This is a genomic window from Variovorax sp. P1_G12, assembly GCF_056405555.1.
The window spans coordinates 361,299-376,479 of record NZ_JBFUBW010000001.1 but is presented as its reverse complement, the minus strand read 5'-3'; the positions used below and the strand labels follow the sequence as shown (position 1 = coordinate 376,479).

Annotated in this window: 15 protein-coding genes and 1 pseudogene; 14 read left to right on the top strand and 2 right to left on the bottom strand. The window is 65.0% G+C overall.

Features of this window, described 5'->3' with window-relative positions:
* Positions 1 to 307 precede the first annotated feature (307 nt).
* From AC1D2O_RS01845 to AC1D2O_RS01830, 4 genes and pseudogenes are all read left to right on the top strand, one after another.
* Positions 308 to 802, top strand: a complete 495-nt coding sequence (locus AC1D2O_RS01845) for a hypothetical protein (RefSeq protein WP_478156056.1) — start codon at positions 308 to 310, stop codon at positions 800 to 802.
* On the top strand, positions 802 to 1,062 hold the full coding sequence (locus tag AC1D2O_RS01840) for a hypothetical protein (protein ID WP_478088365.1): 261 nt from the start codon (positions 802 to 804) through the stop codon (positions 1,060 to 1,062). The genes AC1D2O_RS01845 and AC1D2O_RS01840 overlap by 1 nt, the downstream gene beginning before the upstream one ends.
* A 191-nt stretch (positions 1,063 to 1,253) precedes the next feature.
* Entirely contained in the window at positions 1,254 to 1,814 is a 561-nt protein-coding gene (locus tag AC1D2O_RS01835) for a lipid-binding SYLF domain-containing protein (protein WP_478088366.1), read from the top strand.
* A gap of 197 nt (positions 1,815 to 2,011) precedes the next feature.
* Positions 2,012 to 2,397, top strand: a pseudogene (locus AC1D2O_RS01830) (transposase); the annotation flags it as partial.
* Here the strand turns inward: AC1D2O_RS01830 and AC1D2O_RS01825 are convergent.
* Positions 2,394 to 3,218 (bottom strand): IclR family transcriptional regulator, encoded by an 825-nt coding sequence (locus AC1D2O_RS01825; protein WP_478088368.1) that lies wholly within the window; start codon positions 3,216 to 3,218, stop codon positions 2,394 to 2,396. The pseudogene AC1D2O_RS01830 and the gene AC1D2O_RS01825 sit on opposite strands and share 4 nt — an antisense overlap.
* Positions 3,219 to 3,318: 100 nt before the next feature.
* On the opposite strand from AC1D2O_RS01825, the gene AC1D2O_RS01820 reads away from it, so the two are divergent.
* From AC1D2O_RS01820 to AC1D2O_RS01775, 10 genes are all read left to right on the top strand, one after another.
* Entirely contained in the window at positions 3,319 to 4,485 is a 1,167-nt protein-coding gene (locus AC1D2O_RS01820) for an acyl-CoA dehydrogenase family protein (RefSeq protein ID WP_478088369.1), read from the top strand.
* Complete coding sequence (locus AC1D2O_RS01815) at positions 4,485 to 5,675, top strand: acyl-CoA dehydrogenase family protein (protein WP_478156054.1); 1,191 nt, start codon at positions 4,485 to 4,487, stop codon at positions 5,673 to 5,675. The genes AC1D2O_RS01820 and AC1D2O_RS01815 overlap by 1 nt, the downstream gene beginning before the upstream one ends.
* Positions 5,672 to 6,643, top strand: a complete 972-nt coding sequence (locus tag AC1D2O_RS01810; protein ID WP_478088372.1) for a Bug family tripartite tricarboxylate transporter substrate binding protein — start codon at positions 5,672 to 5,674, stop codon at positions 6,641 to 6,643. The genes AC1D2O_RS01815 and AC1D2O_RS01810 overlap by 4 nt, the downstream gene beginning before the upstream one ends.
* Entirely contained in the window at positions 6,643 to 7,851 is a 1,209-nt protein-coding gene (locus AC1D2O_RS01805) for a CaiB/BaiF CoA transferase family protein (protein WP_478088373.1), read from the top strand. The genes AC1D2O_RS01810 and AC1D2O_RS01805 overlap by 1 nt, the downstream gene beginning before the upstream one ends.
* A gap of 419 nt (positions 7,852 to 8,270) precedes the next feature.
* The gene (locus AC1D2O_RS01800) at positions 8,271 to 9,371 is read left to right on the top strand and encodes a LysR family transcriptional regulator (RefSeq protein WP_478088375.1); all 1,101 of its coding nucleotides are present in this window, start codon (positions 8,271 to 8,273) and stop codon (positions 9,369 to 9,371) included.
* Positions 9,372 to 9,500: 129 nt separating this feature from the next.
* On the top strand, positions 9,501 to 10,514 hold the full coding sequence (locus AC1D2O_RS01795) for a tripartite tricarboxylate transporter substrate binding protein (protein ID WP_478088376.1): 1,014 nt from the start codon (positions 9,501 to 9,503) through the stop codon (positions 10,512 to 10,514).
* A 136-nt stretch (positions 10,515 to 10,650) separates the two neighbouring features.
* Positions 10,651 to 11,337, top strand: a complete 687-nt coding sequence (locus tag AC1D2O_RS01790) for an RraA family protein (RefSeq protein WP_478156053.1) — start codon at positions 10,651 to 10,653, stop codon at positions 11,335 to 11,337.
* The gene (locus AC1D2O_RS01785) at positions 11,334 to 12,263 is read left to right on the top strand and encodes an NAD(P)-dependent oxidoreductase (protein WP_478088380.1); all 930 of its coding nucleotides are present in this window, start codon (positions 11,334 to 11,336) and stop codon (positions 12,261 to 12,263) included. Before AC1D2O_RS01790 ends, AC1D2O_RS01785 begins: the two co-directional genes overlap by 4 nt.
* A 32-nt stretch (positions 12,264 to 12,295) precedes the next feature.
* Positions 12,296 to 13,294: a Bug family tripartite tricarboxylate transporter substrate binding protein gene (locus AC1D2O_RS01780; RefSeq protein ID WP_478156052.1), complete on the top strand. Its 999-nt coding sequence runs from the start codon at positions 12,296 to 12,298 to the stop codon at positions 13,292 to 13,294.
* A gap of 16 nt (positions 13,295 to 13,310) precedes the next feature.
* Positions 13,311 to 14,237, top strand: a complete 927-nt coding sequence (locus tag AC1D2O_RS01775; RefSeq protein ID WP_478156050.1) for an SMP-30/gluconolactonase/LRE family protein — start codon at positions 13,311 to 13,313, stop codon at positions 14,235 to 14,237.
* A 46-nt stretch (positions 14,238 to 14,283) separates the two neighbouring features.
* Here AC1D2O_RS01775 and AC1D2O_RS01770 read toward each other — a convergent pair whose 3' ends face one another.
* Positions 14,284 to 15,162 carry a LysR family transcriptional regulator gene (locus AC1D2O_RS01770; RefSeq protein WP_478156084.1) on the bottom strand — a complete coding sequence of 293 codons (879 nt, stop codon included), beginning with the start codon at positions 15,160 to 15,162 and terminating at the stop codon, positions 14,284 to 14,286.
* Between the last annotated feature and the right edge of the window lie 19 nt (positions 15,163 to 15,181).

Sequence of the window (15,181 nt, the reverse complement as noted above, 5' to 3'; positions counted from 1 at the left end):
ATTCTTGTCCGTCAGAGCCTTGGCGCGCAGGTCGTGGAAGTGCGCATTCTTGGTCCCTGCCCGATCGCGCGCGCGTCCAAGCCGTGCTCATGCCATCGTGGGTGTAGGGCTCCCCTTTGAACGTGGTGAAGGTCAGCCGCCACCCGTGGAAGGCCCGGTTCGAGGCGAAGTACGGGACGGAGTTTGAGCTGCTCTCGCGTCTGCGGAGCGAGTTGACCACGTACTGAACAAGTCGCTGGTAAGTAACCTGACCTATACTGAAAAACGCGCGGTCCACTCGACAATTTGAAAAATTCGAGGCTCCAACATGACATCCACCGACCTCCCTTTCGAGGAGCAGTTGTTGGTGTTCAGAGCGCACCTGGCGCAGCGCGGTCTTTCGTCAGCGCTCGAACTGCTGAATGGTCGAACCCAGTTTCGGTACACGGCCATGCACGGGTTCGTCAACCGCGCCATGCGTCCGCTTTGTGTGTTCGATCGCTTCAGGGAGGACCGGGCGTATTTGCGAAGCGCTTTCCTCCTGGAGACCCTGTGCTGCCTGACGGTTGCGAACGGCGAATTTGTCAGTGCGGATTGCAGCACGGACCGCCGCCTGCCTTCACTCGGCGGGCCGATCGCGTCGTACTGCGGTGTGGCCGTGGGCCCGCTGGCAGGGCCGGTCGCCGGGATTTTGTGCCACTTCGACGTCGAACGCCGCGAGGTCAAGCCGTGCGAACTTGCGTTCCTGCGGGCTGTGGCGCCGCTGCTGCTCGAATACGTGGATTTCGAGGGAGTGGGGGGAAGCGACTTGGAGGTCTTGTGATGACTAACTCTGCAACTCATCGTTTCGAGTACGACGGCTGGAATGTGGTGGTGGAGTTGGACGGTTCGATGCTCGATGGAATCATCTCTGGGCACGCGGATCTTCATTGGAAGGACGGCCACAAATGCCGGATCGCCCTGAGTGGGAAGCACGAGGACGGCGCCAGCGCGATCGCTTCCCTGTCCGACCGATCGCGCGCTTTTATTGACGACTGGCACGCGAAACGCCTCAATGGCGATTCGGACTTTGTCGACATCTAGGGACCTCGCTGTCTGGAAGGAAGGCATGGGCACCGCCAGCCTCGCTGGGCGTGGACTTCCCTTGGTCCAATAGCCGAGGTGACCAGATCTGTGGGAGCATTCGGACGGGTCGCTCGCAGGGAGAGTGCCTCCGAGGCGGACTCCCTCGTGCCTATGAGGCGGATGTGCACGACACGTGAAAGGAGAACGAAATGAAACGTCGCAAGCTACTCGTCATCGGTGCATCGCTGGCATCGTTGTTGGCCCGCGGTGCCTACGCGCAGGACAAGTCCGCCAAGCAGGCCGAGGTCAGGGCAAAGGTCAAGCAGGCGCTCGAGGACTTCTACAAGGCCGATGCCGAGATCAAGAACGCGGTAAGCAAGGCGCCCGGTTACGCCGTGTTCACGACCTACGGTTTGAGCTTCGGCCTTGGCGGAGCGGGCGGGAAGGGCATAGCGCACGACAGCAAGTCCAAAAAGGACACGTACATGGACATCGCTCAGGCGAGCGCTGGCCTGCAGATCGGGGCCTCCGACACGCGCTATCTTTTCGTGTTCAAGGATGCCAAGTCGCTGGCCGACTTCATCGACAACGGCTGGGATGCCTCGGCCGGCGCTGCCGCGGGCGCTGGCACCGGCAAGGACGAGGCCAATATCAAGGCGGGTGCTGTCGCCTTCTCGGGCGGCACCGCTTACGTGCTGACCAAGGCCGGCCTACAGGCGGGGGTGTCCCTCGGAGGCTCGAAGGTCTGGAAGGACAAGGACCTGAACTAGTGTTCGGACGTGGATCGCGCCGAGGGCCTGGGTGTAGAAGGAGATCGCATCTCATGAAGCATCGATTCAGAGCACGGGCTTCCAGATCTCCGGAACAGCATCACGCGAGCATTTTGCGCAGGTGCCGCGGCGCAAGGCTGGCAAGGCCCACAAGCCCTCGCGTGCCGAGAAGCACTCTGCGCAGGCGGCGGCCCTGCAGGCATGGTGGTCAAGACTGCTATCGTGCGGCTCAAGCCGACCAGGCAGCTTGGGACCGGGCCCATCGCCCCAAGCGCTGCAAGCTGGCTGAGAACCGGGCCTTTGCGCGCGTCGGACGGACAAGCTCCAGCTGCAGTGGTCGCCGGAGCAGATTGCCGGATGGCTCAAGCATACTTACCCGTGCGACGAGAACTGCTACGTGTCACACGAGACCATCTACCGCAGCCTGTTCATTCAAGCCCGTGGGGCCTTGAAGAAGGAACTTCAGCAGCATCTCAGGCGTACGCGAGGCATGCGCCGTTCGCGCCACTACACGCAGAGGACAGAAGCCCACGGAAGAATCGTTGACGCGATCTCGATCAGTGATCGTCCGGCCAGCCTTCAGCGCAAGCCCACCTGTCGGTCCGCCATGTTCACCAATTCCACCAGACTGGGACCGATGGTCTTGAGCAGGTCGTTTGGCCGCGCCTGATAGCCTGGCACGGCGCAGTTGAAAAGCAGGCGGCGCGAGCCATAGCGAATGCGGGAGGCGACACCGACCGCGTGCACGCCCAGACCGGCGTCGCCCAGGTTGATGGCGAACCCGCGCTTGCTGTAGCTCGCGACGCTTTCGCGCATGCCCTCCGAGGTGCGGACGTAGTCGTCCGGTCGCTGTTGCTTGGCGCGCGCCAGAAAACTCGCGCGTTCCGCCGGCTCGAGTTGGGCCAGCCAGGCGCGACCCATGGCTGTTTCGACGATGCCGCGCACCGCGCCGACGCCCGGGCGCTTGAGCGTACCTCGCTCGTGTGCTGCCGATTCGACGTAGACCACATCGAGGTCCATGGCGACGCCGACCGAGACTGCGCCCTTGACGCGCGCGGCCAGGGCCTGCATCGCGGGCCTCAGCTGGCTGAGCAGCGGCGTGTTGATCACGTACGGGTAGGCCAAGGTCACGGCCGCCGGTCCGATGAAGTAGCGGTCCAGGCGATCGTCGTGGTCGAGGAAGCCCAGCGCCTGCAGCGTGCGGCACAGGCGCGACACGGTGGACCGGGGGAGGCCCAGCCGCTGCGCAAACTCGCTGTTGGCGTGCGCGCGCGGATCCGCCACGAAACTCTGCAGGATCAACAAACCTTTGGCGAGGGTGCCGGCGAAATCCGGATCGGCGTCGCGCACCTTGCGCAGGTCCCCCTGGTCCTTGATCTGGTGTACGGGGCTTGGAGATCGCATGGTTCGATTCTGGTGGTGACGCGCAGGCTCTGTGCATCGTAGTTCCAATATATGGAACTGTGGTGCGCTCAATCGTACGCCGCCCACTAGAGTCCGGTCCATGATTCGCAACCCTAAGCAACTCGACGCGCTCCTGGCCGACATCCGCGGCTTCGTGCGCGACCGCTGGCACCCGATGGAAGACGAGGTCGAGCGCCTCGGCGAGGTGCCCGAGCCCTTGGTGCGGGAACTGCGCCGCAAGGGCTACTTCGGATGGAGCATTCCCGAGGCCTATGGCGGCCTCGGCCTGACCACGGAGGAACTGGTGCTGTGTGCGTTCGAGCTGTCGCAAGCCTCGGTGGCGCTGCGAGCCCGCGTCGGAACCAACACCGGCATCGGATCTGAAGCGCTGGTGGCCGACGGCACCGAGGAGCAGAAGCAACGCTGGCTGCCCCGCATGGCCACTGGCGAACTCACCGGTTGCCTGGCGCTGACCGAGCCGGAGGCCGGCTCGGAAGCTACCAACGTGCAGACCACCGCGCGCAGGAATGGGGACCACTACGTGCTGAACGGCCTCAAGCGCTTCATCACCAACGCGCCCATTGCTGACGTGTTCACGGTGCTGGCCCGCACCGAAGAGGGCACGCGCGGCAGCGCGGGATTGACGGCCTTCATCGTCGAGCGCGGCGCACCCGGCCTCACGACTGGCACACCCTATCGCAAGATGGGGCAGGCCGGCTCGCCCGTGTCCGACGTGGTCCTGGAAGACTGCCGGGTGCCGGCCTCTCACATCATCGGCTTGCGCGAGGGCGCGGGCTTTCAGACCATCATGAAGGTGCTCAACAAGCAGCGCCTCCACTTGTCGGCCCTGTGCACCGGCCCGGCGATCCGCATGCTGGAGCTGGCCATCGACCATACGCAGCAGCGCGAGCAGTTCGGCCAGCCGGTGGGAAACTTCCAGTTGATGCAAGCCATGGTGTCGGACAGCTGCACGGAGATCTTTGCGGCGAAGTCCATGATCACCGAGACGGCACGCGCGCGCGACCGCGGCGAGGACGTGGCCCTCGCGGCCTCGATGTGCAAGTACTTCGCCTCCGAGATGTGCGGCCGCGTGGCCGACCGCTGCGTGCAGATGTTCGGTGGCTCCGGCTACGTCGCCGATTTCAGCCCGATCGAGCGCTACTTCCGCGACGTGCGCCTGTTCCGCCTGTACGAAGGTACCAGCCAGATCCACCAGCTCAACATCGCCAAGCTGGTGCTGCGCGAGCATGCGAAGGGGAAGGCCTGATGCGGACCCTTTCGCGGCTGGATGACTTGCGCCGGCGGGTGAACCGCTTCGTCGAGGCCGAAGCCTTGCCCCGCGAGGATGTGTCCCACTTGCACGATCCGTCGGCGCTAGACCGCGTGCTGGCTGAGCTGCGCCCGATAGCCCGTGAAAAGGGCCTCTACCTGCCCCAATTGCCGGTCGAACACGGTGGGCTGGGCCTGACTTGGACGGAGCGCGCCACTGTGCTGGAGGAAGCCGGTCGCAGTTACCTTGCGCCGGGCGCGATGAACTGCGCGGCGCCCGACCAGCCCAACATGATCAGCCTGCTGCGCAACGGCAGCGAGGCGCAGCAACAGCAGTACCTCAGGCCGCTGGCCGACGGCCGGATCCGCTCCTGCTTCGCCATGACCGAGCCGCATCCGGGCGCCGGCTCCGACCCGTCGATGCTGCAGACCGCGGCCGTGCGCTCTGGCGAAGGCTGGGTGATCGAAGGCCGCAAGTGGTTCATCACCGGCGCCATCGGCGCGCAATTTGCCATCGTGCTGGCGCAGACTTCCGAAGGCCCGACCCAGTTCATCGTCGACGCCAACAATCCCGGTTTCAAGCTGGTGCGCGCGATCCGCGCGATCGAGCCCTTCGCCATCGGTGGTCACGGCGAAATCCTGCTGCAAGACTGCAAGGTGCGCAGCGACGCGGTGTTGGGCGAAGTGGGCAAGGGATTCGACTACGCACAGCAGCGCCTGGAGCCTGCGCGGCTGTCGCATTGCATGCGCCTGCTGGGCCGCGCGGGCCGCGCGCTCGAGCTGGCGCAGGCCTACGTCAACGAGCGCTCCTCGTTCGGCCAGCGCCTGGCTGAGTTGCAGCAGGTGCAGGCCATGGTGGCCGATTGCCATATCGACCTGCATGCCAGTCGGCTGATGACGCTTGATTGCGCGATGCGGATGGACGCCGGGGTTTCGGTCAAGACCGAAACCGCGATGACCAAGGTCTTCGTCTCCGAGGCTCTGAACCGCGTGGCCGACCGTGCCGCGCAACTGATGGGTGCGCTTGGCATGTCTGAAGACTCGCCGGTGTCGCTGATCCTGCGTGAGCTGCGGCCGTTTCGCATCTACGACGGTGCCTCCGAGCTCCACCGCGCCACCCTTGGCCGCCGATTCCTCAAGACTTCTTCTGCTTCCTTATCTGCCAAGACCCTGGAGACAACACCATGAGAACGAGTGCATTCTTTCGCCGCGCCGCTGCGGCCATCGCGCTGGGCCTGGGCAGCAGCCTTGCCCTGGCCGCCTATCCCAGCCAGCCGATCAAGCTGATCGTGCCGTTCCCGGCGGCAGGCAGCACCGACTTGGTGGCGCGCGCGCTGGCCGTCGACCTGGGCGCCGCGCTGGGCCAGCAGATAGTCGTGGAGAACAAGGCCGGCGCCGGCAGCCTGATCGGCTCGGAGTACGTCGCCAAGGCGCAGCCCGACGGCTACACCATCCTGATGGCGGGCCTGACCAACGTGTTCCTGCCTTACGTCCACAAGGACCTCAAGTGGAACCCGGTGGACGATTTCGTCCAGGTGGGCCTGGTGGCGGACCTAGCGAACGTGATCGCCGTCAACGCCAAGACGCCGTACCAGTCGCTGGCTGAGCTGATTGCCGCAGACAAGGCCAAGCCTGGCTCGATGGCGTTCGGCTCCGCCGGCGTGGGGACGCCTTCACACTTGGTGTGCGAGATGGTGAACCACCAGTCGAAAATCAAGCTGCAGCACGTCCCCTACAAAGGCAACGCGCCCGCCGTGAATGACTTGATGGCCGGACATATCCCGGTGATGTGCAACAACCTCGGCGGAACGCTGCCCTACTTGCAGGGCGGCCAGATCCGCATCCTGGCCCAGACCGGCAAGACACGCTCGCCCGCCGTGCCCGAGGTGCCGACCTTTGCCGAGCTGGGCCTACCGGGTCTGGACACCGGGCTGTGGATGGGTCTGGTCGCGCCGAAGGGGACGCCCAAGGCCGTGGTCGACACGCTGAATCAGGCCCTGACGAAGGTAATGGCCACACCCGCCATGAAGGAACGGCTGGCCAAGCTCGGCGCCACGCCGCTCGACCCCAGCCGCGCCGCCTTCGAGGAGCGCATTCGCTCCGACCGCCGAGCCTGGGACCCGGTGCTCAAGACCATCGACCTGAAGACCAACTGATGGACGACAACGCCTATCCCCTGCGCGGCGTCCGGATCCTGGACATGGCCACGGTGCTGGCCGCGCCGTTTTCGGCGACGCTGTGCGGCGACATGGGTGCCGAGGTGGTCAAGCTCGAACTGCCCCAGGGCAACGACGCGTTGCGCGGGCTGGCACCCGTGCATGGGGAACATGCGCTTTTCTGGAAGACCGCCAACCGTGGCAAGCAGGGCATCTCGCTGGATGTGCGCAAGCCAGAAGGAAAGGCGCTGTTCCTGCGGTTGATCGAGGGATTCGACGTCCTGGTGGAGAACTTCCGCACCGGAACGTTGGCCCAGTGGGGGCTTGACTTGCCGACTCTGCACGCGGCCAACCCGCGACTGATCGTCCTGCGGATCACCGGCTTTGGACAGACCGGCCCCTACGCGCGCCGACCCGGCTTCGCGCGGATCTTCGAAGCCATGAGCGGCTTCGCTCACCTGACCGGCGAGCCCGGGGGGCCGCCGCAACACATGAACTATCCGCTGGGCGATGCCATCGCAGGCTTGTTCGGCGCGTTCTCCATCGCCACCGCGCTGGTCGAGCGCAACGCTATGCCGCGGGAGCAGCAAAAGGGCGTGGAGATCGACCTGTCGGCGACCGAAGCCATGATGCGCTTGCTGGACCCGCTGGCTGCCGAATACAAGTTCAGCGGTGCAGCCCGCGAACGGACCGGTTCATGTGCGGGCTACACCGCGCCGTCCAACGTCTACCAGTCGGCCGATGGCGCATGGATCACACTGGTCGGCTCGTCCGACCCCATCTTCGCGCGGCTGTGCCGGGCGATGGGCCGTGACGCCCTGGCGGCCGACCCGGCCTTCTCGACAAACGTGCGGCGTACCGAGAACCTGGTGGAACTCGACGGCATCGTGGCGGCCTGGTGCCGCAGCCTGACCTTCGACGAGCTGAGTGTGCTCCTGGACCGGCAGGAGGTTCCGTTCAGCAAGGTCTACTCGATCGCCGACGCTCAGACCGACCCTCACTTCAAGTCGCGCGGCGCGACCATCGAGCTGATGGATCCGGTGCTCGGCGCCATCCCGGCGCCGGTGGCGGTGCCACGCTTCGGTGGGAGGACGGCGCCGGTTCCCTCGGTTGGCCCCGACACGGGGCAGCACAACGCCCAGATCTTCGGCGCACTGGGCTTGGATGCCGCGCAACTGGCCGCGTTGAAGGCTGCTCGGGTCCTCTAGCGGCTACGCGCAACGCAAGGGCAACGTGAGTGCATTGTTGGCAGGTCCGCGTCCTGCATTGCCACCGTCACGCAGCGATCACGAATGCGGTAGCCACTCCCGTCGGCGATAAGAATGGACGAGGGCAACGGCTGAGCCGGGGAAGGGGGGAGGGGGTGGTGTGTGGTGTGTGTCTTCTTCGGTGACCGCGGCGCCCGCGCAATTGGTTGTTCGAAGCGAAACAGGAAATCGTGACGCAAATCGGTGCGTGACACGGTAATGGTGTCGCATCCGTACCTTCCATGCGTCACCAAACGCAGGTAAGTCCGCATCGGTGCTTGTCGACGAGGTCAGGTTTTGCCGTCGCATGACAGGTGGTGTGTGTGTCATGCGGCACAGTTGTCGGTTCTCACCTAACTCTGAACTTTTCTCACTGAACCATGAACTCCGGCCCTGAGCCCTTGCAGGGAGGAACCGATCTTTGTGCAACGGGGCCCGGCGAGAAGGTCGAGCGGAGGAGGGGAGAATCTCCCCGGCCCGGGGGGCGGCTGGATTGCAGACGTAGCCTTCCGTTGACCAGGGTGTGTCCCATCTGCCTTACAGTCTTCCACGCGGTCTCTCTCAACCCAAGGAGCTACATCCTGGATCTGCGCGATCTCCAGTACTTTGAAGTCATTGCCGAGCTCGAGCACATGGGGCGCGCGGCCGAACGGCTGCATCGCACGCAACCTGCGTTGACGAGTTGCGTGCGTCGCCTTGAGGAGGCATGCGGCGCGCCCCTCTTCGAGAGGACCGGCCGCGGGATCCGACTGACCACCGCCGGAAAAGTTTTGCTCAAATGGGCTCAGCGCACACGTTTTGACGTGGAAAGCGCCCGCCGTGAGATTGGGGATATCGGACATGGCTTGAGCGGCAACATCAAGATCGGCATCGTGCCGACCGCGGCCCAGTTTCTGCTCCCGCCCGCCGCACGAGACCTGATGCGCGAAGCGCCCGATGTGACCCTGCGGACCAGCGTCGCGCTGGTGGACGCGTTGAAGCCGTTGCTACGTGCAGGCGACATCGATTTGATGGTCGGCACTGAAGTTCCCGCGGAACCCGGGTTCGCCTCGCAGTACCTGGCCGAAGACGTGATCGTGGTCGCCGCCGCCGAAGCGCACGCGATCTTCGACAAACCCAAACTCAGTTTGAAAGATCTGACGGGCTACCGCTGGGTGCTCCAGCCGCCCGGAGCACCGACGCGAGACTGGCTCGACCAGACGTTCGATCGCCATCGCATCTCACGGCCGGTGGTGCAGGTCGAAAGCACCATGCTGCTGATGCTCCCTAGCCTGATTGGCGAGACCGGTCTGCTGAGCTTCATCTCGCGTTTGCACCTGCAGGCCGGTCGATCGGGCGCTGCCCTGCGGGAAGTGAAGCTGCCCGCCACGACCATGCGCCGCCGCATGGTCGTGACCTACCGGGACACTGGCTATATCTCCCCCGCAGCTCAACGCTTGATCGACCTGCTCGCCAAGCACGCCGACGTGTCAGCGGTCTGATACCCAAAGTCAAATCTATCGATCTCCAAAAAGTATCGATTGGACTGAATGAGCCGAGAGACGAATACTTGCCTCCACTGAACACATCGCCCGCAATCGCGCAGGGTCGGTTCAACCGGAGACAAGTTCATGCAATATCGCGCTTCCCCCGCAGCGGCCCCGCGCCGATTCATTGGCTTCGCGGCCACTGCTCTCGCCGCCGGGGGGATGCTCCTGGCCAGCGCGCCGGCTTCGGCCCAGGCCGCCTATCCCTCGCGGCCCATCAAGCTCATCGTTCCGTTTCCCGCCGGCGGCGGCACAGACCTGATTGCGCGTGAAGTCGCCAACAAGGTATCCGTCGCCAACGGCTGGTCGATCATCATCGACAACAAGCCGGGCTCCGGCGGCAACCTCGGCGTGGACGCTGCGGCGAAATCGCCCGCGGACGGCTACACACTGGTCCTGGGCCAGACGAGCAACCTGGCGATCAACCCCACGCTGTATCCCAAGCTGCCCTACAACCCCGAGAAAGACCTGACGCCGATCGTGAGCGTCGCCAGCGCGCCGCTCGTCCTCGTCGTGTCTGCCGTTTCGCCCTACAAATCGCTCGCCGACGTCGTGGCCGCAGCCAAGGCCAAACCCGAAACGCTGAACTACGCCAGCTCCGGAAGCGGCACGGTGGCACATCTCGCCACCGAGCTGTTCCAGAAGACCGCCGGTGTCAGGTTCACGCACATTCCGTACAAGGGCGCTGCGCAAGGATCAACCGATCTGATCGGTGGCCAGCTCCAGATGTACATGTCCTCGGTACCCACCCTGATTGGGTACATCAAGAACGGGAAGATGCGCGCGATCGCCGTGACCTCTGCCAAGCGAACCGCCGACCTTCCGGCCGTACCCACGATCGCGGAGTCCGGCTTCAAGGGCTTCGAGGCCGTCACCTGGTTCGGCATCGCGGGGCCGGCTGGCTTGCCGAAGGATGTGGTGGACAAGCTCAACGGTGCGTTCAACAAGGCACTGCAAGACCCTGAAGTCAAGAAGAAGCTCTCCAGCCAAGGCACAGATGCGCTCGGTGGCACCCCGGCCGAGTTCGCGAAGCTGATCCATGACGACATCGTGCGCTGGGCACCGATCGTCAAGGAATCCGGCGCCAAGGTCGACTGACCAACCCTCACGCACACGCGCGCTGAAACGCTGAAGGCAGGGACGGGCCCGCACCGTTCCCAGGCTCGGCGGAGCCACGCCCGTATCGCACCGACAGGCCCCTCCCGCCCCACGTCAACACCCACGAAAGAAGCTCATGTCCAATCTTCCTGACATCATTCGCGACTTCGAACGCGTCCCTGCCCCTATCGTGGCGCAGGCCTCCGAGCTGCAGCCGGCAATCCTGGCTGATGTGGCCGGCCGACGCGGCGCGCTTGACGGCCGCATCAAGGCGCTCAGGCCGCGTATGAAACTCGCGGGAACGGCGCTCACGGTCGAGGTGCGCCCCGGCGACAACCTGATGATCCATGCCGCCATCGCGATGGCCAAGCCAGGCGATGTTCTGGTGATCGATGGCAAGGGCGACCAGACCTCCGCCTTGATGGGCACCATCATGATGACCGCGTGCAAACAACGGGGTATCGCCGGTGTGGTGATGGACGGTGCGTGCCGCGACAGCATCGAGATCGACGAGATGGACTATCCGGTGTTCTCCGTCGGAACCAACCCGAATGGTCCGACCAAGAGTATCGGCGGGCGCATCGGCCACCCCGTGTCGATCGGCGGCGTCACGGTGCACCCCGGGGACTTCGTGATCGGCGACGGCGACGGCGTGGTGGTGGTCGAGCGCGAGAAGATCGAGGCGCTGCTGCCGCTGGCGGCAAAGAAGGTCAAGGACGAGGCCGCGCGCATCGCGGCCATCAAGACGGGCGACACGGCCGCCAAATGGCTGAATGCCGCCCTACTCACCGCTGGAGTCCTGAAAGAAGGGGAGACGCTGTGAGCGCCATCCTCGTCACCGGCGCAGATCTCGCGCCGCAAGCATTGGCCCTGCTGAAGGACCATGAAGTGGTCTTTGCCGGGAAGACGCCAACCGAAGAAGGAATCGTGGCCCTGAGCGCCAAGCACAACCCGGTTGCCATCATCGTGCGCTACAGCAAAGTGGGCGCGGCGGCCATGGACGCGGCGCCTGCGCTGCGTGTCATCTCCAAGCACGGCAGCGGCACAGACACCATCGATAGCGCAGCGGCCAAAGCGCGAGGAATCGAAGTCGTCGCCGCTGTCGGCGCCAATGCTGCGGCCGTTGCTGAACAGGCCATGGCGCTCCTTCTCGCCTGCGCCAAATCCGTGGTCTCGCTCGATGCCCGCATGCAGGCCGGCCATTGGGACAAGGCAACGCACAAGAGCATCGAGTTGGCCGGCCGAACGGTGGGCCTGATCGGCCTGGGCGCTATCGGCCTGCGCTTCGCTCGGATGGCCGATGCCCTGGACATGCGCGTCATCGGTTTTGACCCCTACGCCAAAAAAAACCTGCCCCCTTGCGTTTGCGCCGTTGACCTGGAGACGATCTGGCGCGAGTCCGATGCAATTTCCCTGCACTGCCCCTTGACGGTAGACAACCGCCACCTGGTGAATGCTCACTCGCTTGCGAAGTGCAAACACGGCGTGATCGTCGTCAACACGGCCCGAGGCGGACTGATCGACGAGGAAGCGCTTTTGGCCGCGGTGCACTCCGGCCAGGTATTCGGTGCAGGGCTCGACAGCTTCGCCGTTGAGCCGATGACCGCTGGCCACCCCTTCCACGGCGAGAGAGGCTTCGTGCTGAGCCCACACATCGGCGGAGTCACCAGCGATGCCTACGTGAACATGGGCGTCGCCGCGGCTCGCAATGCGCTCGGCGTCCTCGACAGGCAAGCGACTGCAGCCTGAGTCCGCCGCACTGAAACGACAGGAGACACCTGATGACCAAGAAGACCTCTCATTCCAGCCAGATCTGGGCGCTCTCGTTCGGAGCCATTGCAGCGCTTTCTGCAGCCGTGCCCCTCGGCGCACATGCACAGGCAGCGTACCCGAACAAGCCGATCAGGATCATCGTTCCCTACCCGCCGGGCGGCGCGGTGGACGTCGTCACGCGCAAGATGGCGCAGAAGCTCACCGAACAGATGGGCCAGAGCGTCATCATCGACAACAAACCGGGCGGCACCGGCACCATCGGCGCCAGCGCCGTGGCGCGTGCCGAGGCCGACGGATACACGCTGATGGCCAACGACACGACCTACTCGCTGTTGCCATTCATCTTCAAGAAGTTGCCCTTCGACTACGACAAGGATCTGGTGCCGATCAGCGCGTACGTATTCGCGCCAATGGCCATGGTGGTCAACGACGGATCGCCGTACAAGACCTTGCCCGAGTTTCTCTCCGCGGCGAAAGCGTCGCCCGGCAAGCTGACCTACGGCACGGGTGGCGCCGGCACCACGCCGCACTTCACTGCAGAGGCGTTCGGAGTGGCCAGCGGCACGAAGCTGATGCACGTGCCATTCAAGGGCGCGGGCGAGGCCACGCAGGCCGTGTTGTCGAACACCATCGACATGCAGTTCTCCTCGACGCCTGGCGTCATGGGCAACGTCAAGGGCGGCAAGCTGCGGCTGCTGGCAGTGAGCGGCGACAAGCGGCTTGTCGCGCTTGCGACCGTGCCCACCTTTGCCGAGGCTGGCGTGAGAGATTTCAGCGTCGTGAACTGGACCGGTCTTTGGGCGCCCAAGGGCACGCCGGCGCCGGTTCTCGCGCGCCTTCAGCAGGAGATCGCGAAGGCGATGGCCACGCCGGACATGAAGGCCTTCGCGCAAGGGCTGGGCGCCGAGCCACGCATGGCGGATTCCGGCGCCTTCGCAAAGATGCTGACCGACAGCAACGCGTTGTGGGGCAAGATCGCAGCCAACGCGTCGTTCGACAAGCAATAGACCCCCGGAGGCCGCCTTGTTCCTTCTTCAGCCGCCGCTGGTTCGGGATCTGGAGCTCTTCACGCGTATGCCGGACGCGCTCCGCCGGCGCGAGACCTCCGATTGGGCCGATGCGAACCGCGGGGGCCAGCCCACCGATTCGTTCCTGGAGGGTCCGGCGTTCGACGACGAGGGCAATCTCTACGTGACCGACATCCCGTTCGGGCGCGTCTTTCGCATCGATCCAGCGGGCCAGTGGTCGCAAGTGGCCGAATACGACGGCGAGCCCAACGGCATGAAGTTCCTCGATGCGCGCACGCTGCTGGTCGCGGACTACAAGAATGGGCTCATGCGCATTGACGTGACGACCGGTGCGGTCACGCCGCACCTGCAGCGCCGCAACACCGAACGCTTCAAGGGGGTCAACGATCTCGTCATCGATGCGAAGGGGAGCATCTACTTCACAGACCAGGGACAGACCGGCCTGCACGATCCCACGGGCCGCCTGTACCGGCTGCGCCCCGACGGGCAGCTCGACCTGCTGCTGTCGAATGTGCCAAGTCCCAACGGCGTTGCACTCTCGCCCGACGGCAAGGTGCTGTACCTGGCGGTGACGCGAGGCAATTGCGTCTGGCGCGTACCGCTCCTGGCCGACGGCAGCGTGGCCAAGGTCAGCCAGTTCTTTACGTCCTACGGCCCCAGCGGGCCGGATGGCTTGGCCGTCGATGCACAAGGGCGCGTGATCGTGGCCAACCCCGGCCTGGGCTATGTCTGGGTTCTGAATGCACGCGCGGAACCCGTGGCCGTGCTGCGCGGTCCCGCGGGCGCTTCTATTACCAACGTTGCCTTCGGCGGTGCGGATCGGTCCACCTTGTTCGTCACCGACTCGAGCCATGGAAGCATCTTGTGTGCGCGACTCGACGTCCCGGGAGTGGCGCTGTTCCAGGGGCGCCCGCCTCGGTAAAGCACAAGGTGCCTGTGTGTGAAGGCCTGTTCCCGCGTGAACAACCTTAGGTCGGCTTTCGCAAGGACGCGCGCGCACAGGCCAGGAACGGCTCGATCAGCGGACTGTCCCAATCGCTGCGCCAGCAGACCGCGATGTCCATCCTTGCATCGACGTTGCGCAAGGGCCTGAACACCACGCCGGGCGGCCGGCCGATCTGGGCGCAGGCGGGCAGGATCGCCACGCCCTTGCCTGCCAGGACCAGCGCCAATGCCGAGACCATCGTCTCGACCCGCTGCGCGATCGGCATGCTGACATCGTGCCGCCGCAGCAGCGACGCGACGACCGATTTGTCGACATCACCCTCGGGCACGGGCAGCCCGATGAGCGCGAGGCCCGAGAGACGCGCCAACGGAATGCTGACCAGTCGCGCCAGCGGTGAATCGGTGCGCACCGCGAGCATCAACGGCTGGCTGCCGATGCGCTCCACCGCAATGCCCGCCTGCGCGATGGGAGGAATGCAGAGCGCCACCGACACGTCCGAGTCGGTGAGGGCCGAGACGTTGTTGACGGCGTTCAGCTCCACATACTGGATCTCCACCTCCGGCAAGCGGAGCCGCAGCTCGTTCTCCAGCCGCGGCAACATCAGGTAGGACAGCGCGATCATCGTGCCGACCGTGAGCCGGCCCCGGCTGCCCGAGCCGACGGCGCGCGCCGCGTCGAAGCCCTCGTTGGCCAGAAGCAACGCCTCTTTCGCGCGCCGAAACAGTGCATTGCCCGCATCGGTGATCTCCATGCCGTGCGCCGCCCTGCGAAACAGCGGCGTGCCCACCGCCGCCTCCAGGTTCTTGATGTGAACCGACAGCGGCGGCTGTGCCATGTTGAGCCGGCGAGCCGCCTTGCCGACGCTGCGTTCCTCGGCGACGGCCACGAAATAGCGAAGCATGCGCAGGTCTGGTGCAGTC

Coding starts and splice junctions, on each gene's coding strand:
- AC1D2O_RS01810 (WP_478088372.1), top strand. CDS start 5,672: ATGAGAACGAGTGCATTCTTTCGCCGCGCCGCTGCGGCCATCGCGCTG.
- AC1D2O_RS01820 (WP_478088369.1), top strand. CDS start 3,319: ATGATTCGCAACCCTAAGCAACTCGACGCGCTCCTGGCCGACATCCGC.
- AC1D2O_RS01845 (WP_478156056.1), top strand. CDS start 308: ATGACATCCACCGACCTCCCTTTCGAGGAGCAGTTGTTGGTGTTCAGA.
- AC1D2O_RS01815 (WP_478156054.1), top strand. CDS start 4,485: ATGCGGACCCTTTCGCGGCTGGATGACTTGCGCCGGCGGGTGAACCGC.
- AC1D2O_RS01840 (WP_478088365.1), top strand. CDS start 802: ATGACTAACTCTGCAACTCATCGTTTCGAGTACGACGGCTGGAATGTG.
- AC1D2O_RS01835 (WP_478088366.1), top strand. CDS start 1,254: ATGAAACGTCGCAAGCTACTCGTCATCGGTGCATCGCTGGCATCGTTG.
- AC1D2O_RS01770 (WP_478156084.1), bottom strand. CDS start 15,162: ATGCTTCGCTATTTCGTGGCCGTCGCCGAGGAACGCAGCGTCGGCAAG.
- AC1D2O_RS01805 (WP_478088373.1), top strand. CDS start 6,643: ATGGACGACAACGCCTATCCCCTGCGCGGCGTCCGGATCCTGGACATG.
- AC1D2O_RS01790 (WP_478156053.1), top strand. CDS start 10,651: ATGTCCAATCTTCCTGACATCATTCGCGACTTCGAACGCGTCCCTGCC.
- AC1D2O_RS01825 (WP_478088368.1), bottom strand. CDS start 3,218: ATGCGATCTCCAAGCCCCGTACACCAGATCAAGGACCAGGGGGACCTG.
- AC1D2O_RS01795 (WP_478088376.1), top strand. CDS start 9,501: ATGCAATATCGCGCTTCCCCCGCAGCGGCCCCGCGCCGATTCATTGGC.
- AC1D2O_RS01780 (WP_478156052.1), top strand. CDS start 12,296: ATGACCAAGAAGACCTCTCATTCCAGCCAGATCTGGGCGCTCTCGTTC.
- AC1D2O_RS01800 (WP_478088375.1), top strand. CDS start 8,271: ATGAACTCCGGCCCTGAGCCCTTGCAGGGAGGAACCGATCTTTGTGCA.